This window comes from Mycobacterium dioxanotrophicus, assembly GCF_002157835.1.
Taxonomy (GTDB): Bacteria; Actinomycetota; Actinomycetes; order Mycobacteriales; family Mycobacteriaceae; genus Mycobacterium; species Mycobacterium dioxanotrophicus.
Genome location: NZ_CP020809.1, coordinates 5,193,721 through 5,214,719, shown reverse-complemented (window position 1 = coordinate 5,214,719; position 20,999 = coordinate 5,193,721). Strand labels below are relative to the sequence as shown.

The window sequence follows — 20,999 nt, the reverse complement described above, 5'->3', positions numbered from 1 at the left end:
ACCTCGTGTGGCAGGCTTTACTGTTGGCGGCGTGAACAGGCGGATTTTGACGCTGCTGGTGGCTCTGGTGCCGATTCTGGTGTTCGGTGTGCTGCTATCCGTGGTGACGGTGCCCTACGTGTCTCTGGGTCCGGGTCCGACCTTCAACACGCTCGGTGAGGTGCAGGGCAAACAGGTCGTCGACATCGAGGGTCCTGATGCGAAGGTGCATCCGACATCCGGGCACCTCAACATGACGACGGTGTCGCAGCGCGACGGGCTGACCCTGGGGCAGGCCCTGACACTGTGGATGTCGGGCCGTGAGCAGCTGGTGCCGCGGGACCTGGTGTACCCGCCGGACAAGTCCAAGGACGAGATCGACCAGGCCAACACCAGCGACTTCAAGCGGTCCGAGGACAACGCGGAGTACGCCGCGCTGTCGTTCCTGAAGTACCCGATGGCGGTGACGGTGCAGACCGTGACCGATCCCGGTCCCTCGGCGGGCAAGCTGAAGCCCGGCGACGCGATCGACGCCGTCAACGGCAAGCCGGTGGCCAAGCTCGACGAGTTCCAGGCGCTGCTCAAGGCGACCAAGCCGGGGGACACCATCGTCCTGGACTACCGCCGCAAGAACTCTCCGGCGGGCACCGCCACCATCACCCTGGGCCATAACCCCGACCGGGATTACGGCTTCCTGGGGGTGGGAGTGCTCGACGCGCCGTGGGCGCCGTTCGACATCAGCTTCAACCTGGCGAACATCGGCGGCCCGTCGGCGGGCCTGATGTTCAGCCTTGCCGTGGTGGACAAGTTGACGACCGGGGACCTCAACGACGGCAAGTTCATCGCAGGCACCGGGACCATCACCGGCGACGGCAAGGTGGGTTCGATCGGGGGCATCACCCACAAGATGCTTGCGGCGCACGAAGCCGGCGCGACGGTGTTCCTGGTACCCGCCGAGAACTGTGCCGAGGCCCGTTCGGCACCGCAGGACGGTATGGAACTGGTGAAAGTCGACACGCTCACCGGGGCCGTCGACGCGCTGCATGCGCTTTCTGCCGGTGGCGAACCTCCGCGCTGCTGAACCGCCCGCCGGGGGCGACTGGCTAGAGTTGGGGGAAATCCGGCAGGCCGGACACGGCAGGCCAGCAATCCGGGAACCCGAGACTGGAGTTGACGAGTGGGTATGCGGCCCGCGGCGAGGATGCCGAAGCTGACGCGACGAAGCCGGATTTTGATCGGGCTGGCGCTGGTGGTGGTCCTGCTGTTGCTGATCGGGCCGCGGTTCGTCGACACCTATGTCGACTGGCTGTGGTTCGGCGAACTGGGATACCGATCGGTGTTCACCACGGTGCTGGTCACGCGACTCATCGTGTTCCTCGTCGCGGGCGTGGTGCTGGGCGCGATCGTGTTCGCCGGGCTGGCGCTGGCCTACCGCACGCGTCCGGTGTTCGTCCCGGCTGCGGGGCCCAATGACCCGGTGGCCAGGTACCGCACCACGGTGCTGGCCCGCCTGCGGTTGTTCGGCATCGGGCTTCCGGTGTTCATCGGTCTGCTGGCCGGGATCGTCGCGCAGACCTATTGGGTGCGCATCCAGCTGTTCCTGCACGGCGGTGAATTCGGGATCACCGACCCGCAGTTCGGGCGCGATCTCGGCTTCTACGCCTTCGATCTGCCGTTCTACCGGCTGATCCTGACCTTCCTCTTCGTCGCGACGTTCCTGGCGTTCATCGCAAACCTGTTGGGCCACTACCTGTTCGGTGGTATCCGGCTGGCCGGGCGCACGGGTGCGCTGAGCCGCTCGGCCCGCATCCAGCTGATCAGCCTGGTCGGTTTCCTGATCCTGCTCAAGGCGGTCGCCTACTGGCTCGACCGCTATGAACTGCTCAGCGTCACCCGTTCGGCCAAACCGTTCACCGGTGCCGGCTACACCGACATCAACGCGGTGCTGCCCGCCAAGCTCATCCTGTTGGCCATCGCGGTGATCTGCGCGGTGGCGGTGTTTTCCGCGATCGTCTTGCGGGACTTGCGCATTCCCGTCATCGGCGTGGTGCTGTTGCTGCTGAGCTCGCTGGTGGTCGGGGCCGGCTGGCCGCTGATCGTCGAGCAGTTCAGCGTCAAGCCCAACGCCGCGCAGAAGGAAAGCGAGTACATCAGCCGGAGCATCACGGCGACCAGGCAGGCCTACGGGCTCACCAGTGACACCGTGACCTACCGCAACTACGAGAGCAACGGGCAGACGACGGCAGCCCAGGTCGCCGCGGATCGGGCCACCACGTCCAACATCCGGCTGCTCGACCCGACCATCGTCAGCCCGGCGTTCACTCAGTTCCAGCAGGGCAAGAACTTCTACTACTTCCCGGATCAGCTGTCCATCGACCGTTACGCCGGTCCGGACGGCAACCTGCGGGACTATGTGGTGGCCGCCCGTGAACTCAACCCGGACCGACTGATCGACAACCAGCGGGACTGGATCAACCGGCACTCGGTGTACACCCACGGCAACGGCTTCATCGCCTCGCCCGCCAACACCGTGCGCGGTATCGCCAACGACCCCAACCAGAACGGCGGCTACCCGGAGTTCCTGGCCAGTGTTGTCGGCGCCAACGGCGGTGTGGTGTCGCCAGGACCGGCCCCGCTTGATCAGCCGCGGGTGTACTTCGGCCCGGTGATCGCCAACACGCCCGCCGACTACGCGATTGTCGGCAGCAACGGTGCCGACCGTGAATACGACTACGAGACCAACACCGAGACCAAGAACTACACCTATGAGGGCAAGGGTGGCGTTCCGATCGGCAGCTGGTTGTCGCGCAGCGTGTTCGCCGCCAAGTTCGCCGAGCGGAACTTCCTGTTCTCCAACGTGATCGGCGAGAACAGCAGAATCCTGTTCAACCGTGACCCGGCCAAACGAGTCGAGGCGGTGGCGCCCTGGCTGACCACCGACACCAGCGTGTACCCGGCGATCGTCAACCGGCGCATGGTGTGGATCGTCGACGGCTACACCACACTCGACAACTACCCGTATTCGGAGCTGACGACGCTGTCCAGCGCCACCGCCGATTCCAACGAGGTGGCGGTCAACCGGTTGGCCCCGGACAAGCAGGTGTCCTACATCCGCAACTCGGTGAAGGCCACGGTCGACGCGTACGACGGCACCGTGACCCTTTACGCGCAGGACGAGTCGGATCCGGTGCTGCAGGCGTGGGAGAAGGTGTTCCCGGGCACCGTCAAGCCCAAGAGTGACATCTCCCCGGAACTGCAGGCGCACCTGCGGTATCCGGAGGATCTGTTCAAGGTGCAGCGAGCCCTGCTGGCGCGCTACCACGTGGACAACCCGATCACGTTCTTCTCGGCCCAGGACTTCTGGGACGTGCCGCTCGACCCGAACCCGACGGCCAGCAGCTACCAGCCGCCGTACTACATCGTCGCCAAGGACATTGCGAACAACAGCAGTTCGTCGTCGTTCCAGTTGACCAGCGCGATGAACCGGTTCCAGCGTGACTTCCTGGCCGCGTATGTCAGTGCCAGTTCGGATCCGTCGAACTACGGCAAGATCACGGTGCTGACCATTCCCGGTCAGGTCAACGGTCCCAAACTGGCGTTCAACGCGATCAGTACCGACACCGCGGTCAGCCAGGACCTCGGTGTGATCGGGCGGGACAACCAGAACCGCATCCGCTGGGGCAATCTGCTGACCCTGCCCGTGGGTGAGGGTGGATTGCTCTATGTCGCACCGGTTTACGCCTCGCCGGGCACCAGCGACGCGGCATCGTCGTACCCACGTCTGATCCGGGTGGCGATGCTCTACAACGACAAGGTCGGCTACGGGCCGACGGTCAGTGACGCGTTGACGGAGTTGTTCGGTCCCGGGGCCGGGGCGACGGCGACCAACGTCGCACCTACCGACGCCAAACCGCCGGTGCCCGGTCAAGCGCCTGCCGCGCCGCCACCGGCGGCCGATCAGGCCAACCGCGCACCGGAGGTGTCGGTGCCCATCCCCGGTCAGCCGCCCGTGCAGTTGTCGCCGGCAAAGGCCGCTGCGCTGCAGGAGATCGACGCGGCGGTGGCGGCGGCCCAGGAGGCCCAGCGCAGCGGTGATTTCGCCAAGTACGGGCAGGCGCTGCAGGGCCTGGCCGACGCGATGAAGAAGTACGACGCCACCAAGTAGCCTCGTAGCCTCACCTTTCCCGCGCGAGCACCTTTCCCGCGCGAGCAGACACTCAGGTCCCCCGACACGCCGATGTCGGGGGACCTAGGTGTCTGCTGGCCGTGTCCAGCGGGCCTTAGCTGGACGACAAGTGAACGCCAAGTCCTCGTGGCGATGCTGTGCGCGCAGATTCGCACTGACATCCGAGAGGACCCTGATGACCCTGACCGATCTTCCGTACGACGGCTTGGCCGACGCCCTGACGGGCCTGCGCGCCCACGTCGCCGCGCCCGTGGCGCTCCCGGGAGAGGCCGGCTACGAGCAGGCTGCACCGTGGAATCTGGCGGCCACTGTGGAGCCTGCCGCGGTCGTGCTGGCGACATCGGCCTACGACGTCGCCAACACGGTGGGTTTCGCTGGGCGCCGCGGATTTCGGGTCGCCGTGCAGGCCACCGGCCACGGTGCGCTGAGCGTCGCCTCCGACACCATCCTGGTGGTGACCGCGGGGATGACCGGTTGCACCGTCGACCCTGCCACCCGCACCGCGCGGGTGGCGGCTGGGGCCACCTGGCAGCACGTACTGGATGCGGCGGCCCCGCACGGGCTGGCCGCGTTGTGCGGCTCGTCACCCAATGTCGGTGTGGTCGGGTTCCTCACAGGTGGCGGAGTGGGACCGCTGGTGCGCACGGTCGGCCTGTCGTCGGATTACGTGCGGTCCTTCGAACTGGTCACCGGGACAGGGCAGGTGCTGCGCGCGACGCCTGAGGAGAACCCAGATCTGTTCTGGGGCTTGCGGGGTGGCAAGTCGACGTTGGGTATCGTCACAGCTGCCGAGATCGATCTGCTGCCGATCGCTGAATTCTACGGCGGAGCAGTATATTTCGATGGCGCCGACGCCACGACGGTGGTGCGGGAGTGGGCGCGGTGGTGCGTGGAGTTACCCGAGCGTATCTCCACCTCGATTGCGCTGCTGCGGCTTCCCGAGATGCCGGGTGTTCCCGAGCCGTTGGCCGGCAAGTTCACCGTGGCCGTGCGCTACGTCGCCGTCGACGAGTTCGACGACGCAGAGCGACGATTGGCTCCGCTACGGGCAGTCGCGACTCCAATCGTGGACACCGTCGGCGTGCTGCCCTATGCGGCCATCGGTGCCGTGCATGCCGACCCGGTCGATCCGATGCCCGTATCCGAAAATCACACGCTGCTGCGCGAATTCACCACCGAGACCGTCGACGTCATCCTGGCCGCCGCCGGGCCGAACTCGGGTTCGGTGCAGACGATCGTCGACGTCAGGATGCTGGGCGGGGCGCTGGCTCGCGAAGGAGCGCACCGCAGTGCGTTCTGCCACCGCGATGCCGCCTACGCAGTGACGGTCATCGGGGTGCCGGCACCGCCTGTGGCGGAGGCGGTGCGGTCGCAGGCCGATGCGCTAGTGGCCGAGTTGACGCCGTGGTCCACCGGTGGGCAGCTGCCGAACTTCGCACCCTCGGACGACGCCGGCCGGGCAGCGCGGGTCTACGACGAGGACACCCGGCACTGGCTGGCGGATCTGGCGGAACGGTACGACCCCGCCGGGGTGTTCCGGTGCGGTCAAGTGGTGCGTTTCGTGGGCTGATTTCGGTGGCTGATTCCGCCAAAAACCCCCTTTGACCATACGATTTGGAGCTGCGCCAACCACTTCGGTAACCTTGAGTTCACCAACGCGGGGTGGAGCAGCTCGGTAGCTCGCTGGGCTCATAACCCAGAGGTCGCAGGTTCGAATCCTGTCCCCGCTACTAGCGAGAATGGCCCTCGGAGATCTTCTCCGAGGGCCATTCTCATGTCTGGGGGAAACCTTCGCAGAGCGACCGCCAGACTCTCAATGAACGACTATCGCGCAAGGCCGAATTGATGATCAGGCAGGGCTTTTGCGCGGGTCGCCGGTCAACGTGGGGTGCTCGTCACTACCGACCGGCTCCGTGCCGCCGGCCGTCGCGGTCAGTGACCTGTTCCTTGTTTCCTCGGCCCAGAAGAGGCTGATGACCAGCCCCAGCACAGTCAGGCCGACGCCGATGAGCATCGTGGGCCCGGTACCGATTCCGCTGAGTGACAACGGCACCAGGTAGGTGCCGATTGCCGCACCGAGCCGGCTGATCGCAGTGGCCACCCCTACCGCGGAGGCTCGGACCTGAGTCGGGAAGAGCTCATTGGGGTAGATGAAGACGAGGATGGTTCCTGCGCCGTTGATGAGAGTGAACAGGAAGAAGAAAGTGATGACGAACCAGCCCGGCGCGTCTGGCCATACCCCGAGCGGCAGTAGTGCCAAGGCTCCGAACAGGAAACTGCCGATCATCAGCGGACGTCTCCCGCGGGTCTCCACCCAGCGCAGGGCGGGGAGACTGCCGACGAGGAATCCCAGGTTCAAGATGATCTGGCCGAGTGTCTCCTCGGCCCCGCCGTCGCCGAAGCCAAACTGCGACAAGATGATCGGGCCGTATGTGAACAACGCGAACTGGGGGATGGCGATGCACATCCAGGTGAGGCCGCAGAACAGGACGCGGCGTAGGTAGTCACCGCGCGCGAGCTCGATCAGTGAGGTCGTCTGTTGCTGTGGCTCTTCGGAGTCCACCAGTGCGGTGACTTCCTGAGTCGTGACGTCGCGTCCGAGTACCGCAGCGATGTGCGTGCGGGCTTCTTCCACCCGGCCACGACAGATCAGCCAGCGCGGCGACTCATGAGCCCCCATGCGGAGGATGAGCACGATGACTCCGAATACCGCGCCGCTGGCCAGCATCCACCGCCACGCCTCTACCCCGTAGGCAGAGGTCAGTGCGTAGCCGACGAGGTAGGCCAGCACCGCACCGACCAGCCAGATAGTGGAGAGCAGTCCGATCACCGCACCCCGGTACTTCTTCGGCATCCACTCGGTGAGTAGTGAGGTGGCGATCGGATAGTCGGCGCCCACGGCGAGCCCGACGATCAAGCGCAATGCGATGAGCTGCCAGCCGGTGCCAATCCACAAGCATGCCAACGAAGCGACGATCATGAGTATCAGGTCGGCGGTGTACATGATGCGGCGTCCGATCCGGTCGGTGATGGGACCGAACACGAGGCTGCCGACGAACAGACCGATCAGCGATGCTGCGCCGGCGATGCCCATGGCGTTGGAGTCCAACGCCAGATCTTTACTGGCGCCGGTGAGTGCCACCCCGACGATGCTGAGCAGGTAGCCGTCCAGAAAGGGACCGCCGGAGCAGGCGATGATCAGCCGTTTGTGATACCGCGTCAGCGGGCTGTCATCGATCAGATGTGTGGACATGGGTGTGGTCTCGTTTCTGGATGCCATTGGCGCAGCGGCAGTGTCGTCAGTTGGCTGCATTGAGCAGCCGATCCTCGGTCGCGGCCTCCAGGGCGTCCAGGAGCCGGTTGGTGTCGGCAATCTGCTCGAGCCAGATATCGCGTGGGATGTCGATCCGGTCGTCAGGCTGCTGCAACCGGGCGAAGTAGGTGGCGATGCCGGCCCCGTGGCTACCGGCGTCCTGATGCAGGCGCATCATGCGTTCGGCGATCTTCGTCTGGACGCCGTAGATCGGAATCTGCGGACCGCGTGGGGCGGTCAGGCCGATGTAGTAGAGCTTTTCGAGCCCGGCTGGAACGATGCCGCCGGCATACCGGAGCGGCCGGCCGTTGCGCCTGGCGACCAGCTGATCGTCGAGGAACGGCAGCGTCGCATGGAATCCGGTTGCCCACAGGATGGTGTCGTAGTCCTTGGCGGTGCCGTCCGCGAAGTGCACGGTGTTGCCGTCGAAGCGTTCCACGCCGTGACCCTTCACCGTGATGCGGCCGTGGTGAATCCAGTACAGCAGGAGGTCGTTGACGACGGTGGCTCCGTCGGCCAGCGTGCGGTGCGGAGGTACGGGCAGCCCGGGATAGTCGGCGTTCTCGCCGATCGAGACGCGGGCCATCAGGCGGGCAATGAGATCTTGCTCGGCGGGCGAGAATTCGGCCAGGAATGGGACTTCCTGGCGTGGTCGGCCGAAGTACATCTTGGGCTGGAAGTAGGAGCCGTGCCGCACGACGATGTCGACGTCGAGGCGGTGCTGGGCTACGTCGACGGCCAGATCGCAGCCGGAGTTGCCGGCGCCGACCACGAGCACCCGGCGTCCCTGGATGTCGTCGGTGTTGCGGTACATGCCGGAGTGGATCTGCTTGCCGGTGAAGTGTCCGGGCACATCGGGAATCTTCGGATCCCACAGGTGGCCGTTGGCGACGAGCACACCGTCATACGTACCGGCGCCGGTGCTGGTGGTGACCGTCCACCCAGCACATCCCACCGCTCCGCGACCGTCGATGGGTGTGACCGACAGCACTTCGGTGTTGAAGGAGATTCGTTGGTGGTGTCCGCGGGTGGTGGCGAACGAGGCGATGTAGTCGCGTACCTGATCACGACGCGGGAAATGGGGGTAGTCCTGCGGCATCGGGAATCCCTCGAACGTGGTCATGTTCCGCGACGTGATGAGGTGCAGTGCGTCGTAGTCGGTGTTCCAGTGACCGGCGACGCGATCGCTTTTCTCGTAGCAGTCCACCTGGTGTCCGCGCGCGCTGAGGACATCGAGTGCCGAGAGGCCCGCGGCGCCGGCTCCGATGACGCAATAGTTTGCCATGGTTTTTCCTTCGCTGAAGATGTGTGGTTGTCGGGTCAGCGGATGACGTCGCCGCCCGAGAGCACGACTGTCTCGCCGGTCATGAACGCCGCGTCCGGACCGCCGAGAAGCAGTACCCAGCGGGCGATTTCATCCGGTTCGGCAACGCGGCCCAGGGGGATGGATGCGGCCGCGGCGGTCATTCGGCCGGTCGCTGCGTTGCCTGGGGTATTGACCCAGCCGGGAGCGATGGCGTTGACGCGAATGCCGCGCGGGGCCAGTTCCAGCGCCAGCTCTTTGGTCAGCATGACCACCGCAGCCTTGGATGCTCCGTACAGCAGCTGACCGGGCGACACGGTGAACGCGTCGACGGAGGCGAAATTGATGATCGAACTGCCGCTGCTCATGTGCGCGACGGACTCGGCGGTGACGTTGAGGACCCCGAGGACGTTTACGTCGAAGACGCTGCGGTAGAGCTCCTCGGTGAAGTTGTCCAGTGTGCTCGGCGGGTAGATACCCGCGACATTGGCGACGAGATCTAGGGGCCGCTGCACCAGAAAGTCGGTCAAGGCGCGCCGCACTTCGTCGCGGCGGGTGACATCGGCCTGCACGGTGCGGACGGTCTCGCCGGCGACCGAGTATTCGATGACGTCGCGGTCCAAGGCGAGGACATCCCAGCCTTGCTTGATCAGGGCGGTGACCGTTGAACGGCCCATCCCGCTGGCCGCCCCGGTGACTACAGCCGTCGGATGGGGTTGTCCATTGTCCATTGATGACTCCTTGGGGTGATTTTCGTCGCTGTTGCGCTGACCAGTCGTTTCCTAGTTTGCGAGGTGATCTTGGCACCGTCTACGGGCGATATGGAGCGCCAGATCAAGGTTTTTCCTATAGATTGCCGGTCATGTTCAGCACGCGATACACGGTTGTTCCGGCAGCGTTTCGCACGGCCGGAGCAGGCGACTAGCCGTGGCCGAAGGGCCCACGCTGCGGCAGTTGCGTTACTTCCTGCGCGCCGTCGAGGCGGGGTCGTTCTCGGCCGCCGCGGCCGCCGAGTACATCGCGCAACCGAGCCTTTCGGTGCAAATCCGCAGACTTGAGCACATCCTCGGCGCGCAACTGTTCACCCGAACCAGCCGGACGCTTGCGCTCACCGACGTCGGGCGCCTGATCGTGCCTTTGGCCGAGCAGACGCTGCGCAGCGCCGACGACCTGACCGCCACCGCGCGCGTCGCGCGCACCCTCACTGGCGGCGAGGTATCCTTTGGCACCTTCAGCAGCGCTCACCGCTATCTCCTGGCACCGCTCGTCGCGGAGTTCCGCACCTTGCACCCGCGGGTCCGGGTCCGCATTGTCGGCCTGAACTCGTCGGAAGTTGCCGACGCGGTGCGTTCCGGAGACTTGGAAGCCGGACTGGTGCAGCTGCCGATCGACGATCAACGTCTGACCGTGAGCCCGCCGGTGCTGGTCGACGAGGTCGTCTACGTCAGTGCTGACCCGGCCCGGACCGCGCGGCCGGTCACCATCGCGGATTTGGCGGACGCCACCCTCATCCTCTCGGAAGCTCACTGGCAGACCGAAGATCCGCTGCGGCGTGGTATTGCCGAACGTGCCCGCGAACTCGGCGTGACCATCACTCCCGACATCGAGGTCGAGTTCCAGTCAGCTGCACTCGAATTGGCGGCTGAAGGCATCGGCGACACCGTCGTGTCGCGGTTCACCGTGCTGCGTTACGAGCATTCGAATCGCATCGGTTGGGTGTCACTGGACCCGGCTTACCACGAGAGCTTCTCCTTCATCACCCGAGCCGGGGGAGCGATTTCCCCCGCCACACGAAGGTTCATGTCTCTGGCCTACCGTCACATGGCCGCTCTGGACAAACGGATGTCAGCGCGCATGGGCGAGCACGTATCCAGCACTCTGCTCGGCGCTCCCTACGACAGTCCGGCGGTAGCTACGCCCGACCAGCCGGAGCCGGGTTTCTTGGGCTCGCCACCTATCTCGAATCCGCCGGACTGAGTTGCGACAAGTGCCTCGACCGGCGCTCCAATCCTCCGGCTCACTATTACTCGCGTGGTTACGCACTCAGAAAGAATTCTGTTAATTACCTGTCAATTCGCTGAAAGGCTGGAAATCGCCCGGCTGTCAGTCTGTCGGCGGGGTCTAAAGACGTTGTGGCCCAGCGGCTTACGAGTACAGGGTCGGCCATCGCGTTTTGCTTGAATTCCACTGCTGATTACTCCGCAGTAGGACGAGGGGCCATTCGTAAACCATTGACATCTAAATGGGGCGGTACTACTGTTCACCGGACGAGTTAAGGCCAGGCAACAATGTCTCACCGGATTAAACTCTCGTCGGCCGCACTGGTGCGACCGTGATCCCAAGCAAAGGGGAGCATGGTGGAAAAGATCACCGACAAGAAAACCAACTACCCGTCGATGTTCGGTGTGCTGTTCGCGGCGATCCTGCTGTTTACGGCCGGCTGCGTGGCGTACTGGGTCATCGTGCACCAGACGGGTCACGGTGAGCTGTTCTGGAAGCTCAGCGGCGTGGCGGCCTTGACCGCGATTGGTGGCGCCTTCGGTGGGCTCGCCCTTCGGAAGCCGATCAGCGCGTCTGTGCGCGCGTACCGGTCGGTGTCCAGTGGGCGCCGCTAGACCGCTCGGTTGGTGAGTCTGCGCATTGCGTCTGGATCGACGCGGTGCTGAACCTGTTTAGTGCGCAGCGCCCGGAATCCGTTGAAGATATGGCGCAAGGCGTTCGAGGATCTCGTCAGCAGACTTGGTCCAGTTGAACGGGCGCGGGTTGTTGTTTCTTGTGTTGATCCAACCGCGAATGTCATTCTCGAAGGCCTGAATTGAGCGGTGGACGCTGCGGCGGAGTTTCTGGTCGGTGAGCAGCCCGGACCAGCGTTCGACTTGATTGAGCCACGATGAATACGTCGGGGTGAAGTGCATATGGAATCGAGGATGAGCGGCAAGCCACCTCGTGATCGTCGGTGACTTGTGCGTCGAGTAGTTGTCGCAGATCACGTGGACGTCCAAGTCGGCGGGCACGGTGCTGTCCACCGTGGCCAGGAACTTCTTGAACTCGGCCGCTCGGTGCCGACGGTGAATTGACCCGTACAGCTCGCCCATCGCCAGGTCCAATGCTGCGAACACGGTGGTGATGCCGTGGTGGGCGTATTCGTGCGTGCGCCAAGGTATCCCGGGCGTCATCGGCAGCGCCGCCGCATTTCGCTCGGCCTCGATCTGCGCCTTCTCGTCGACACAGAGCACCAGGGCCTTCTCTGGCGGGTCCAGGTAGAAGCCCACGACATCGCGCACCTTTGCGATGAACTGCGGGTCGGTGCTGATTGTGAACGTGTCGTCCTGATGGGGATTGATCCCCAACGATTTCCAGATCCGCCCCACCGCGGACTGTGACAGCCCGGTCTCGGCGGCCATCGTCGACCGTGACCAGTGCGTGCCGTCTTTCGGTTGCCGCTCCAGGGTCGCGACGATCACATTTTCGACAGCCTCGTCGGTGATCGTGCGTGGCGCGCCCGGACGAGGTTTGTCAGCAAGCCCGTCGAGCCGCTTGTCGATGAACCGTTGGCGCCACTTGCAAACCATCTCCGGGGAAACGCCCAGCTCCTCGGCCACCTGCTTATTGGTATTGCCTGCCGCGCAACGCAGCACGATCCGGCACCGCTGCGCGAGGGCCTGTGAGTCGGCCCGCTGAATCCACCGCTGCAACGTCTCGGACTCGTCGTCCGTCAACACCAGTGGGGCAACCGGTCTACCTCTGCGTGCGACCACGGCAGCCTCCAATTTCAGATAACCCGCTAGTCAATCTGGCGCCAGCGGCGTTGCCGAACTCAGATTTCGAAGTATCGGAAAGAGTGGGATTCCCTACCGTCGGGATTGGGGCCGTAGGTAGTGACCATCCGCGCGTAGACGGGTGCCGAATAGCGTGCTGTGCGTCCGGGATTCACGCGGGCCGTGTCGCCGGGTCCCAGGATGACGGACTCACCGTCGCACTCGATGTGGAGCTCGCCTTCCACGACGAAGGCCGTCTCGGTGTGGGGGTGGAAATCCTCCCAGCCACATTTGTCCAACTCCCACTCCATGAGTATGAAGTCGTCCCACGCGCCTACCGGGTCAGCGGTGATGAATCTGCAGCGCATCCGGGGCCATTCGGCTTTCGTAGGCTTCATCGACTGTGCAGGCCAGGAGTCGATGGCTTTCCCCGTCAGAGTCGAGGCCGGGGGAGTGGATATTGTCATGTCGCCGTCCGTTTCTTCAGAGCAATCCGTGTTGCGGAATCTTTCGCTGAACGTGTCGTGATAAGGGAGGCAGGACATTTCACCTGCGCCCGACCCCTCGAAGAGCGCAGAGCCTGCCAAGCTGTTTCTGGTGCAGGGCTTTCAGCGGCTACACCGACCAGGAGCGGCAACCATCGTGAAACGAGGAGCGGTGATCGGTCGCTGTCGGGTCGGTCATCTAGCGGATGGCCGGTCCGTGGCGCCGATCACCGTTGTCCTCGTCGTTCGTCAGCGGGCACCCGCATAGCCAACCGTCCAGTCTCCTGCTGTCGGTGCCCGTAGGTCACTTGTGTGGCTGCAGGGCTGATTGCAGGAGACTGGAACATCGGGGTCAGCTATGGGTGGGTTGCGGGCGGGATTGCAGTACTTCGGTGTGGTGGACCAGGGATGGTCCGGCGCCGGCGCCGGTGGTGTTGTCTTGGCCGCCGCGGTGGCGGTCGGTCAACCCGGCCGGGGCGTGGATGTCGTCCTGGGAGGGCCCGTTGAGGTAGCGCTCCATGGAGTCGTCCAGGGCGTTGATCCAGCGGGTGTGATGCTTTTCCGAGAGGGTCCCGGTGATCACCGAGCGGTGCTGCGCGTCGCGGTATCCGAGGATGTCCACGTGCTTGTTGTGCATCCAGTCCTTGAACAACTGGCACACCGCATCCAGATCGAACGACGGGTAGTCGGTGGCTTCGTGCAGCTCACGCACGTAGTCGGTCTGGAACTCGGCCTCGGCGTCATGATCGGGCAATGCGGCCTGACGCTCCAACCACAGCTCGATGTCGGCCTCGCGCTTGTCGTAGTCGGGCAGTTCGATCACCCCGGTCATCACATCGCGGGCAAACCACGCCTGGGCGTCGAACATGTTGAACGTGTAGTACTGATCCTGGGCGCCCAGGTAGAACAGGTTGGTGTTCTGCTGCCACACCACACCCTTGTACAGGTTGGCCGGGTAGAGCACGTTGGGCGAGGACAGCGACAGCTCGCTGGGCAAGAACGGGTACTTGTGCTGATAGCCGGTGCACAGCACCACCGCGTCGAAATCGTCCTGGGTGCCGTCACTGAAGAACGCGGTGTTGCCCTCGAAGCGGGTGACCAGCGGGCGTTCCACGGTGTTCCACGGCCAGTCGTAGCCCATCGGGTTGGTGCGGTAGCTCATGGTGATCGACGCCGCCCCATCTTGTGGGCCTGCATCCCGATGTCCTCGGCCGAGTAGCTGCTGCCGATCATCAGCAGCCGCTTGCCGTAGAAGCGTTCCGCGCCGCGGAAATCGTGGGCGTGCAGCACCTCCCCGGGGAAGGTCTTGATGCCCTCGAATTCGGGCACCGCCGGCACGTGGAAGTGTCCGGTGGCCACCACCAGCTTGTCGAACACGTGGGTTTCGGTCTGGTGGGTCTTGAGGTTCTCCACGGTGACCGTGAATTCCTGGGTGTCGGCGTTGTAGCTGGTGTGCCGGGCCACGGTGTTGAACTTGACGTACTTGCGCACGTCGGACTTCTCCACCCGGCCCTTGATGTAGTCCACCAGCACCGCGCGCGGCGGGAAGGAGGAGATGGGACGGCCGAAGTGCTCATCGAAGGAGTAATCGGCGAACTCCAGGCACTCCTTGGGGCCGTTGGACCACAGGTGGCGGTACATGCTGGAATGCACCGGCTCGCCATCGGCGTCCAACCCGATGCGCCAGCCGTAGTTCCACTGACCGCCCCAATCCTCCTGCTTCTCAAAACAGGTGATCTGCGGGATCGCGATCCCCTTCTGCCGCGCCGACTCAAAAGCCCGCAACTGCGCCAAGCCACTGGGCCCAGCACCGATAATTCCGACTCGTAGGGTCATGTTACTTTCCTCTTTGTGATCTTAAAAGGATATTCAGGTACCGCCGGTAAGGCGGAATGGTGATAGGACAACCACGGCAGTGGTGCACATCTTGAGACAATTCAATTCAGAATCGACACTGTGTGTCGATGCGTAGAAAACATTCTGCGTTTCGCTGGGCGTTTACTCATCCCAACGAATCCAGCGCAGAGCCCTAGGGGGCGAAGGTGCGGTCGCCGGCGAAGAAGCCGAGGCCGTATTCGGGGGTCTCGAACTTGACGGTGGTGCCCTTGGGGAAGAACAGCACGTCGCGTTCCTTGGCGTGGGTGACCTCGCCGGTGTCCTGGTCGGTGAGGATGAACTCACCCTTGACGACGAGCTTCATCTCGTCGTAGGTGTACGTGTACACCAAGGGCTCCGACTTCTTCAGCTCGAAGAACCCCGAGCTCATGACGGTGCCCTCCGGGTTGTGCAGGGAATCACCGATGGCGGCGACGACACCGGGCTCGTTCATGCTCGGCAGCCCCTCGTAGCCCTTCTCCACCTTGTGGATGGCCCCGGCCTTGGTCAGGGTTCCGACGGTCGTGATTTCTGCGATGGTTACTCCAATTCATGTGGTGTGGAAATAGCCCGACTACTCAGCCGAACTGTCGATCTTCGGTGTGCCATTCCGGACCCGGAATTTGCACACCGATCACATGCGGGACTGCTTCCAAGACCGTCTCGAAAGCCGGGTCAGGCGTCCGAGGTGAATCGTCTGCAATCCGATGTTCTTGGTTCCTAGAGGGCCAACTGAATTCTGTCCTAGCTTGCCTGGTGTGATGCCAATCACGGGCGCTCGCCAGTGGAAAAACAATGACATGGACGGTTGTTCATGTCAACCGTTCAAGAAGGATTTTTTTGGCCGAGCCCGTGCGGCGGCCCGCCGAGCGACGGCTTCCCGGCGCGGTCGAGGCGTCTGTGATCGACCAAATCACCTGATGGCCGGGGCTTTCGCCATCCGGCCCGGTCTTCGAGCGGCCCCGCGCGCCAGGCCGGTAGCGCTACCCGCCGCCGCGAGCGCTGAGGTCGCAGGCTCTGTTCGAGCCGCTGGGCCGGCTCGTCGCGGAGCGTCGTGCCGAACTGCCCTGCGTGCCTGCGACGCCGTGCGTCAGTCGAGCACGGTGTAGAGGTACTCGGCTTTGTGGACCTTGACCTCTTGGAGCATTTCGATGTCGATGATGCCGTCGATCTCGCCCAAGCTGGCCGAGAGCACGTGGTAGAGACTCTCGGAGTCTTTGCAGAGCATCTGAACGTAGATGTTGGTGCGGCCCACCGTCGTGGATACCCAGGTGGTTTCCCGCCATGACGTCAGTTCCTCGACCGCGCGGGCGTGGGCCGTCGGCGTCACCTTGATGAGCAACACCATCATGCTGCCGTAGCCGAGTGCGCGCGGATCGACATAGCCGAGGATTTGCAGCACCCGGGCGTCCCGCAGTCGTTTGACCCGCCAGCGAACCGTCGCCTCTGAGATGTCGAGTTGGCGCGCGATGTCGCGAAATGCGCGGCGGCCGTCGTTCTGCAGTTCGAGCAGGATCTTGCGGTCGACGTCGTCGAGGGTGAACCCGTTCCCGTTCGGATTCCCTGATGGATCGGCGGGGGGCGGGGCGGGGTCATGCGACGAGGACACGAGCAATTTTCCCACACCCAGAGGCGGCGCCCGAGGTGTTCGGTCAGCTCAGAGCACGGTACTTAGGCGTGGTTTGCGAGGATAAAACGCGGAAGTGGTACGCGAATCAGCGAAATCACGCAGATTTATTGCGCAATGCGAGATTACGTGGTTATCTTGTGACGCACCCAACACCCGGCGAATGTGTGTGACACGGCCGACATGGGTCGCTCTTTGATCACGCAACCAACCTCATGGAGGACGGCATGACACTGCTGAACGTGGCCGATGAGGCCAAGCGCGGGGAGCTCGTTCCGAGCTATCCCGTGACCTGGTACACCGATCCCGCGATCTTGGACATCGAACGCAAGGAGATCTTCGCCAAGACCTGGCAGTACGTCGGCACGACGGAAAACCTCAGCAAGCCCGGTGACTACGTCACCGTCCAGATCGGCGACGTCCCTGTGGTGGTGACCCGCTCACAGGCTGGGCTCAACGCGCTGGTGAACGTTTGCCGGCACCGGTTCCACGAGGTCGCGCAGGGCAGCGGAAACGCCCGCCGGCTGGCCTGCCCGTACCACGCGTGGAGCTACGACATGGAGGGCAACCTCTGCAACGCTCCGCGGGAAGACAAGTTCGAGAACTTCGACAAGTCAGAGCTGCCGCTCGTCAAGCTTCCTGTCGCGCAGTGGGGCCAGCTGGTATTCGTCAATCTCGATCAGAACGCCGCGCCGTTGCAGGACTGGCTTGCCCCGCTGCAACAGATGTTCACCAGCATCAACCTCGATGTGACGAAGTTGGTGCATCGCAAACGCACCGAGATGACGATCATGGGCAACTGGAAGATTGTGGCCGAGAACTTCCTGGAGTGCTATCACTGCGCTCCTGCCCACCCCAGCTACAACAAAGCCTTCGAAGCGTCGCGCTCGGAGACCTACCCCTTCGATGTGAGCACCGAAGGGTGGATGACGGCTCGTACCTTTCCTCGCGACATCTGGCTCCAAGAGCCGGACAAGGCGCCCTACAACATGGTGGGCCCCATCGAGGTTCAGCAGAACGATGTGTTGTGGCCGAACTTTGCCACCTGGACGTTCCCGGGCGAGGGAAACCTGTTGGTCTACTCGTTCGCCCCGATCTCACCCGGCGAGACGGTCGCCTACTTCGACTACTTCTTCGATCCGGTGATCACCGAAGACGAGATCGCCAAGCTCACCGACTTCATCGATGAGGTCGGGCGCGAAGACATCGGCCTCATCGAATCCGCGCACCGCGGAGTCGTCGGCAACGCTGTTCCCGTGGGCCGGCTGGTACCCGACGAAGGCCAGGTCGTGGCGTTCCAGAACCTGGTCCGCAAGGCCATCGCGGTCGCCGCGGGCTGATCGGTCGGCTGCCTGACTGTCAGAAACGGAAGAACGAACATGGAACGGATGCCGATGCAGCTGCGGGTGGTCGCGATCAATGACGGTGCCCAAGGCGTCCGGGTCCTACGGCTGGCCAGATCTGACGGGGCAGACCTGCCAGAGTGGGAGCCCGGTGCGCACCTGGAAGTAACTCTGCCGGGTGGCCTGCGGCGGCACTACTCACTGTGCGGGTCCCGCGCTGACGGGCAGGAGTGGACCATCGGCGTGCTGCGCGAAGAGCGCAGCCGGGGCGGCTCGTCCTACCTCCACGATGGCGTGGAGGTAGGACGCGAGCTCACCGTGACTGGCGTGCGCAACCTGTTTCCTCTGGTCCCGGCCGACGAGTACGTCTTCATCGCCGGTGGCATCGGGATCACTCCGTTGCTGCCGATGATCGAAACTGCCGAGGCGGCCGGGTCCGACTGGCACCTGTTTTACGGCGGGCGACGGCGCGCGTCGATGGCCTTCCTGGAAAGGCTGGAGCCCTACGGTGAACGCGTCACGGTCGCACCTGCGGACGAATGCGGGCGGATCGACCTGGGGGCGGCCTTGGCGGCCGCGCCGCGGCGGGCACTGGTCTACGCGTGCGGACCGGGGCCGTTGCTCTCGTCGCTGGAGGAGGAAGCGACTGCGGCAGGGCTTGAGCTGCACGTGGAACGGTTCACCGCCGCACCGTTGCCGGCCTCGGTCCAGAACGCCACGTTCGAGGTCCAGCTCGCCCAGACCGGGGTCACCCTCGAGGTCCCTGCCGACCGGTCGATCGTGGAAGTGTTGGAAGACAACGGTATCGGGGTACCCAGCTCCTGTCAGGAAGGTGTCTGCGGAACCTGCGAAACCAAGGTCTTGCAGGGAACCCCCGATCATCGCGACAGCATCCTCAGTGACGAGGAGCGCCGTGCCGGGAACACCATGATGATATGTGTCGGCCGCAGTCGCTCGTCCCGGCTTGTCCTCGATCTGTGAGCACATAACCCAAGTGGCGCAACAGGTTCTGGGGATCTACGCGCGGGAATCCCGGTATCACCGGCCATGGAAACGATCGTCATCGGGTCGGAGCTCTACACGATCACCGCCCACCGAGAGGACGAACCTCACGATGATGCCTGACATCTGACACCTCACACCAGACACTTGACCTGCGGTCCGGGGGCCGCGTGTCTGAACAACAACCTCGGGCCGGTCCGACCGGTGCGAATCCCACCGCTGACTCACAGCCCACTCAGCCACTGGGCGCCGGGATATCTGATGAGTCGTCTGCCGGCATTGTGCTCCGAATTGCCAATGCCCCAAGCAGTTATCTGCATACGGCAGAAGCGTGCCCACGGCAGAAAGTATCTGCCGAAATAGCCAGATGGCCAACTTTGCAGCTGCGACGTGCAGCAGGCCTGAACGAAGGATCTCGTATGACCCTTGACCAACAAACTTCCCCGGATAAGAAAGCCGCTCCTGAAACGGCAGACGCTCCTGGCGACACCGGACTGGAGCACTTCGGGTACAAGCAGACGTTGGACCGAAGTATCGGGAAATTCGCCAGCTTCGCCGCCGGCGTCAGCTACATCTCCATCCTCACCGGTACGTTCCAGATGTTCTACTTCGGGTACGGTACCGCCGGCCCGGCCTACCTGTGGTCCATCCCCCTGGTGTTCGTGGGCCAGCTCATGATCGCGCTGTGTTTCATGGAGTTGGCCGCGAAGTATCCGATCGCAGGATCAGTCTACAACTGGTCAAAAGCGCTCGGCACGAAGGTGGTTGGCTGGTCGGCTGGATGGATGATCCTCACGGCCTCGATCGTCACCCTCGCCGCGGTGGTGCTCGCCATCGATGCCACCATGCCCCGGATCTGGAGCGGGTTCCGCATCATCGGCAGCCATAACCTACTGGAGGTGTCGCCCTCGAACGCCGTTCTGCTGGGAGCCATCCTGATCGTGCTCACCACGGTGATCAACGCTCTCGGTGTGCGGCTGATGACACTGATCAACAGCGTCGGCGTCTTCGTCGAACTCTGCGCCGCGGTCGTCATCATCATCGTGCTGGCCTGCAACATCAAGCGCACACCAGCATTGTTGTTTCACACCAACGGATACGGCGCGGGAGTACCCGGAGGGTTCCTGACCCTGTTCCTGATCGCGTCGATCGCTTCGGCATACATCATGTACGGGTTCGATACCGCCTCGTCATTGGGGGAGGAGACGAGAGAACCGCGAAAGACTGCGCCCACCGCGATCTTTCGTGCCGTGCTGTCGTCGTGTGTCCTCGGTGGCGGCATTCTGACATTGGCTGTTCTGGCCACGCCCGACCTGACCGACCCGGAGCTTGCCAACAAGGCGGGCGGCCTGCAGTACGTCATCGAGAGCGTGCTCAATGGCTCGTGGGGCAAGGTTTTCATGGTGACGCTGACCGTCGCCATCAGCGTCTGCGCTCTGTCGGTGCACACCGCGGCGATCCGGATTGCGTTCGCGATGGCCCGTGACAACGCGCTACCGTTCGGCGAGAAGCTGGCCTCGGTGCACCCCAAATACCAGACCCCCATCGTTCCGGCAGTGACCATCGGCGCGCTGGCCATCGCCATCCTGGTGATGAACGTCAACCAGCCGACCATCTTCACGATCGTGACATCGATCGCCGTCGTGATGATCTACATCTCCTACCTGCTGGTGACGGGCCCGATGCTGGTGCAGCGGTTCCGGGGCAACTGGCCTCCTGCCGATTTGAAGGCCGAGGGTTACTTCACCATGGGTAGGTGGGGATTCGTGGTCAACATCCTTGCGGTCGTATGGGGTATCGGCATGGGACTCAACGTCGCATGGCCGCGCCCTGAGGTCTACGGCGAAGGCTGGTACAACACCTGGGGTGCCTTCATCTACATCGGCATCATCGCCGGTGTCGGCTTGATCTGGTACTACACCGTCGGCCGTCGCAGCATCGGCACGCTGCGCTCACACGCGTCGGAGTCCGTCGAGCAGGCCGAACCGGATGCCATGGCCACCCCCGGACCTGAAGGCATCTGACCTCGCACCGGCGTTCGACATCCCGGCACCCAAACGCTCGGCGGGCTCCGCCACCGGTCGAGCGTTTGGGACGGTCAGTCTCTCAGCATCTTTCAAACTGGGCG

15 protein-coding genes, 1 tRNA gene and 1 pseudogene are annotated in these 20,999 nt (G+C 63.8%); 9 read left to right on the top strand and 8 right to left on the bottom strand.

Annotated features, from left to right (window positions below; genetic code table 11):
* Nucleotides 1–31 precede the first annotated feature (31 nt).
* From BTO20_RS25405 to BTO20_RS25390, 4 genes are all read left to right on the top strand, one after another.
* A complete protein-coding gene (locus tag BTO20_RS25405) occupies nt 32–1,060 on the top strand; it encodes a YlbL family protein (RefSeq protein WP_087078805.1) in 1,029 nt (342 codons plus the stop codon).
* 96 nt (nt 1,061–1,156) lie between these two features.
* A complete protein-coding gene (locus BTO20_RS25400) occupies nt 1,157–4,144 on the top strand; it encodes a UPF0182 family protein (protein WP_087078804.1) in 2,988 nt (995 codons plus the stop codon).
* A gap of 196 nt (nt 4,145–4,340) precedes the next feature.
* Nucleotides 4,341–5,735 (top strand): FAD-binding oxidoreductase, encoded by a 1,395-nt coding sequence (locus tag BTO20_RS25395; protein ID WP_087078803.1) that lies wholly within the window; start codon nt 4,341–4,343, stop codon nt 5,733–5,735.
* Between the two features lie 86 nt (nt 5,736–5,821).
* Nucleotides 5,822–5,895, top strand: a tRNA-Met gene (locus tag BTO20_RS25390).
* Between the two features lie 119 nt (nt 5,896–6,014).
* Here BTO20_RS25390 and BTO20_RS25385 read toward each other — a convergent pair.
* From BTO20_RS25385 to BTO20_RS25375, 3 genes are read right to left on the bottom strand one after another with little or no spacing between them, the layout of a single operon-like run.
* Complete coding sequence (locus tag BTO20_RS25385; RefSeq protein WP_157680322.1) at nt 6,015–7,418, bottom strand: MFS transporter; 1,404 nt, start codon at nt 7,416–7,418, stop codon at nt 6,015–6,017.
* 46 nt (nt 7,419–7,464) lie between these two features.
* Entirely contained in the window at nt 7,465–8,763 is a 1,299-nt protein-coding gene (locus BTO20_RS25380; protein ID WP_087078801.1) for a flavin-containing monooxygenase, read from the bottom strand.
* 35 nt (nt 8,764–8,798) lie between these two features.
* Nucleotides 8,799–9,512: an SDR family NAD(P)-dependent oxidoreductase gene (locus BTO20_RS25375; protein ID WP_087078800.1), complete on the bottom strand. Its 714-nt coding sequence runs from the start codon at nt 9,510–9,512 to the stop codon at nt 8,799–8,801.
* 196 nt (nt 9,513–9,708) lie between these two features.
* On the opposite strand from BTO20_RS25375, the gene BTO20_RS25370 reads away from it, so the two are divergent.
* Together BTO20_RS25370 and BTO20_RS25365 are read left to right on the top strand one after the other, a co-directional pair.
* The gene (locus BTO20_RS25370) at nt 9,709–10,758 is read left to right on the top strand and encodes a LysR family transcriptional regulator (protein ID WP_087078799.1); all 1,050 of its coding nucleotides are present in this window, start codon (nt 9,709–9,711) and stop codon (nt 10,756–10,758) included.
* 377 nt (nt 10,759–11,135) lie between these two features.
* Nucleotides 11,136–11,396 carry a hypothetical protein gene (locus tag BTO20_RS25365; RefSeq protein WP_087078798.1) on the top strand — a complete coding sequence of 87 codons (261 nt, stop codon included), beginning with the start codon at nt 11,136–11,138 and terminating at the stop codon, nt 11,394–11,396.
* 57 nt (nt 11,397–11,453) lie between these two features.
* Here BTO20_RS25365 and BTO20_RS25360 read toward each other — a convergent pair whose 3' ends face one another.
* The 5 genes and pseudogenes from BTO20_RS25360 to BTO20_RS25340 form a co-directional block, all read right to left on the bottom strand.
* Nucleotides 11,454–12,539, bottom strand: a complete 1,086-nt coding sequence (locus BTO20_RS25360; protein WP_087078797.1) for an IS630 family transposase — start codon at nt 12,537–12,539, stop codon at nt 11,454–11,456.
* A gap of 59 nt (nt 12,540–12,598) precedes the next feature.
* Complete coding sequence (locus BTO20_RS25355; RefSeq protein ID WP_232490848.1) at nt 12,599–13,006, bottom strand: cupin domain-containing protein; 408 nt, start codon at nt 13,004–13,006, stop codon at nt 12,599–12,601.
* Nucleotides 13,007–13,376: 370 nt separating this feature from the next.
* Nucleotides 13,377–14,860, bottom strand: a pseudogene (locus BTO20_RS25350) (NAD(P)-binding domain-containing protein).
* A gap of 193 nt (nt 14,861–15,053) precedes the next feature.
* The gene (locus BTO20_RS25345; RefSeq protein ID WP_232490847.1) at nt 15,054–15,353 is read right to left on the bottom strand and encodes a cupin domain-containing protein; all 300 of its coding nucleotides are present in this window, start codon (nt 15,351–15,353) and stop codon (nt 15,054–15,056) included.
* Between the two features lie 636 nt (nt 15,354–15,989).
* On the bottom strand, nt 15,990–16,523 hold the full coding sequence (locus BTO20_RS25340; RefSeq protein ID WP_157680321.1) for an Lrp/AsnC family transcriptional regulator: 534 nt from the start codon (nt 16,521–16,523) through the stop codon (nt 15,990–15,992).
* A 230-nt stretch (nt 16,524–16,753) separates the two neighbouring features.
* Here BTO20_RS25340 and BTO20_RS25335 point away from each other — a divergent pair, with 230 nt between their 5' ends.
* The 3 genes from BTO20_RS25335 (at nt 16,754) to BTO20_RS25325 (ending at nt 20,895) form a co-directional block, all read left to right on the top strand.
* Entirely contained in the window at nt 16,754–17,866 is a 1,113-nt protein-coding gene (locus BTO20_RS25335; RefSeq protein ID WP_198344061.1) for an aromatic ring-hydroxylating oxygenase subunit alpha, read from the top strand.
* Between the two features lie 39 nt (nt 17,867–17,905).
* Nucleotides 17,906–18,850: a PDR/VanB family oxidoreductase gene (locus BTO20_RS25330; protein WP_232490846.1), complete on the top strand. Its 945-nt coding sequence runs from the start codon at nt 17,906–17,908 to the stop codon at nt 18,848–18,850.
* A 440-nt stretch (nt 18,851–19,290) separates the two neighbouring features.
* Nucleotides 19,291–20,895: an APC family permease gene (locus tag BTO20_RS25325; protein WP_087078792.1), complete on the top strand. Its 1,605-nt coding sequence runs from the start codon at nt 19,291–19,293 to the stop codon at nt 20,893–20,895.
* The last annotated feature ends 104 nt before the right edge of the window (nt 20,896–20,999 follow it).

Coding starts and splice junctions, on each gene's coding strand:
- BTO20_RS25330 (WP_232490846.1), top strand. CDS start 17,906: ATGGAACGGATGCCGATGCAGCTGCGGGTGGTCGCGATCAATGACGGT.
- BTO20_RS25365 (WP_087078798.1), top strand. CDS start 11,136: ATGGTGGAAAAGATCACCGACAAGAAAACCAACTACCCGTCGATGTTC.
- BTO20_RS25325 (WP_087078792.1), top strand. CDS start 19,291: ATGACCCTTGACCAACAAACTTCCCCGGATAAGAAAGCCGCTCCTGAA.
- BTO20_RS25355 (WP_232490848.1), bottom strand. CDS start 13,006: ATGACAATATCCACTCCCCCGGCCTCGACTCTGACGGGGAAAGCCATC.
- BTO20_RS25395 (WP_087078803.1), top strand. CDS start 4,341: ATGACCCTGACCGATCTTCCGTACGACGGCTTGGCCGACGCCCTGACG.
- BTO20_RS25335 (WP_198344061.1), top strand. CDS start 16,754: ATGACACTGCTGAACGTGGCCGATGAGGCCAAGCGCGGGGAGCTCGTT.
- BTO20_RS25385 (WP_157680322.1), bottom strand. CDS start 7,418: ATGTCCACACATCTGATCGATGACAGCCCGCTGACGCGGTATCACAAA.
- BTO20_RS25380 (WP_087078801.1), bottom strand. CDS start 8,763: ATGGCAAACTATTGCGTCATCGGAGCCGGCGCCGCGGGCCTCTCGGCA.
- BTO20_RS25345 (WP_232490847.1), bottom strand. CDS start 15,353: ATGAACGAGCCCGGTGTCGTCGCCGCCATCGGTGATTCCCTGCACAAC.
- BTO20_RS25375 (WP_087078800.1), bottom strand. CDS start 9,512: ATGGACAATGGACAACCCCATCCGACGGCTGTAGTCACCGGGGCGGCC.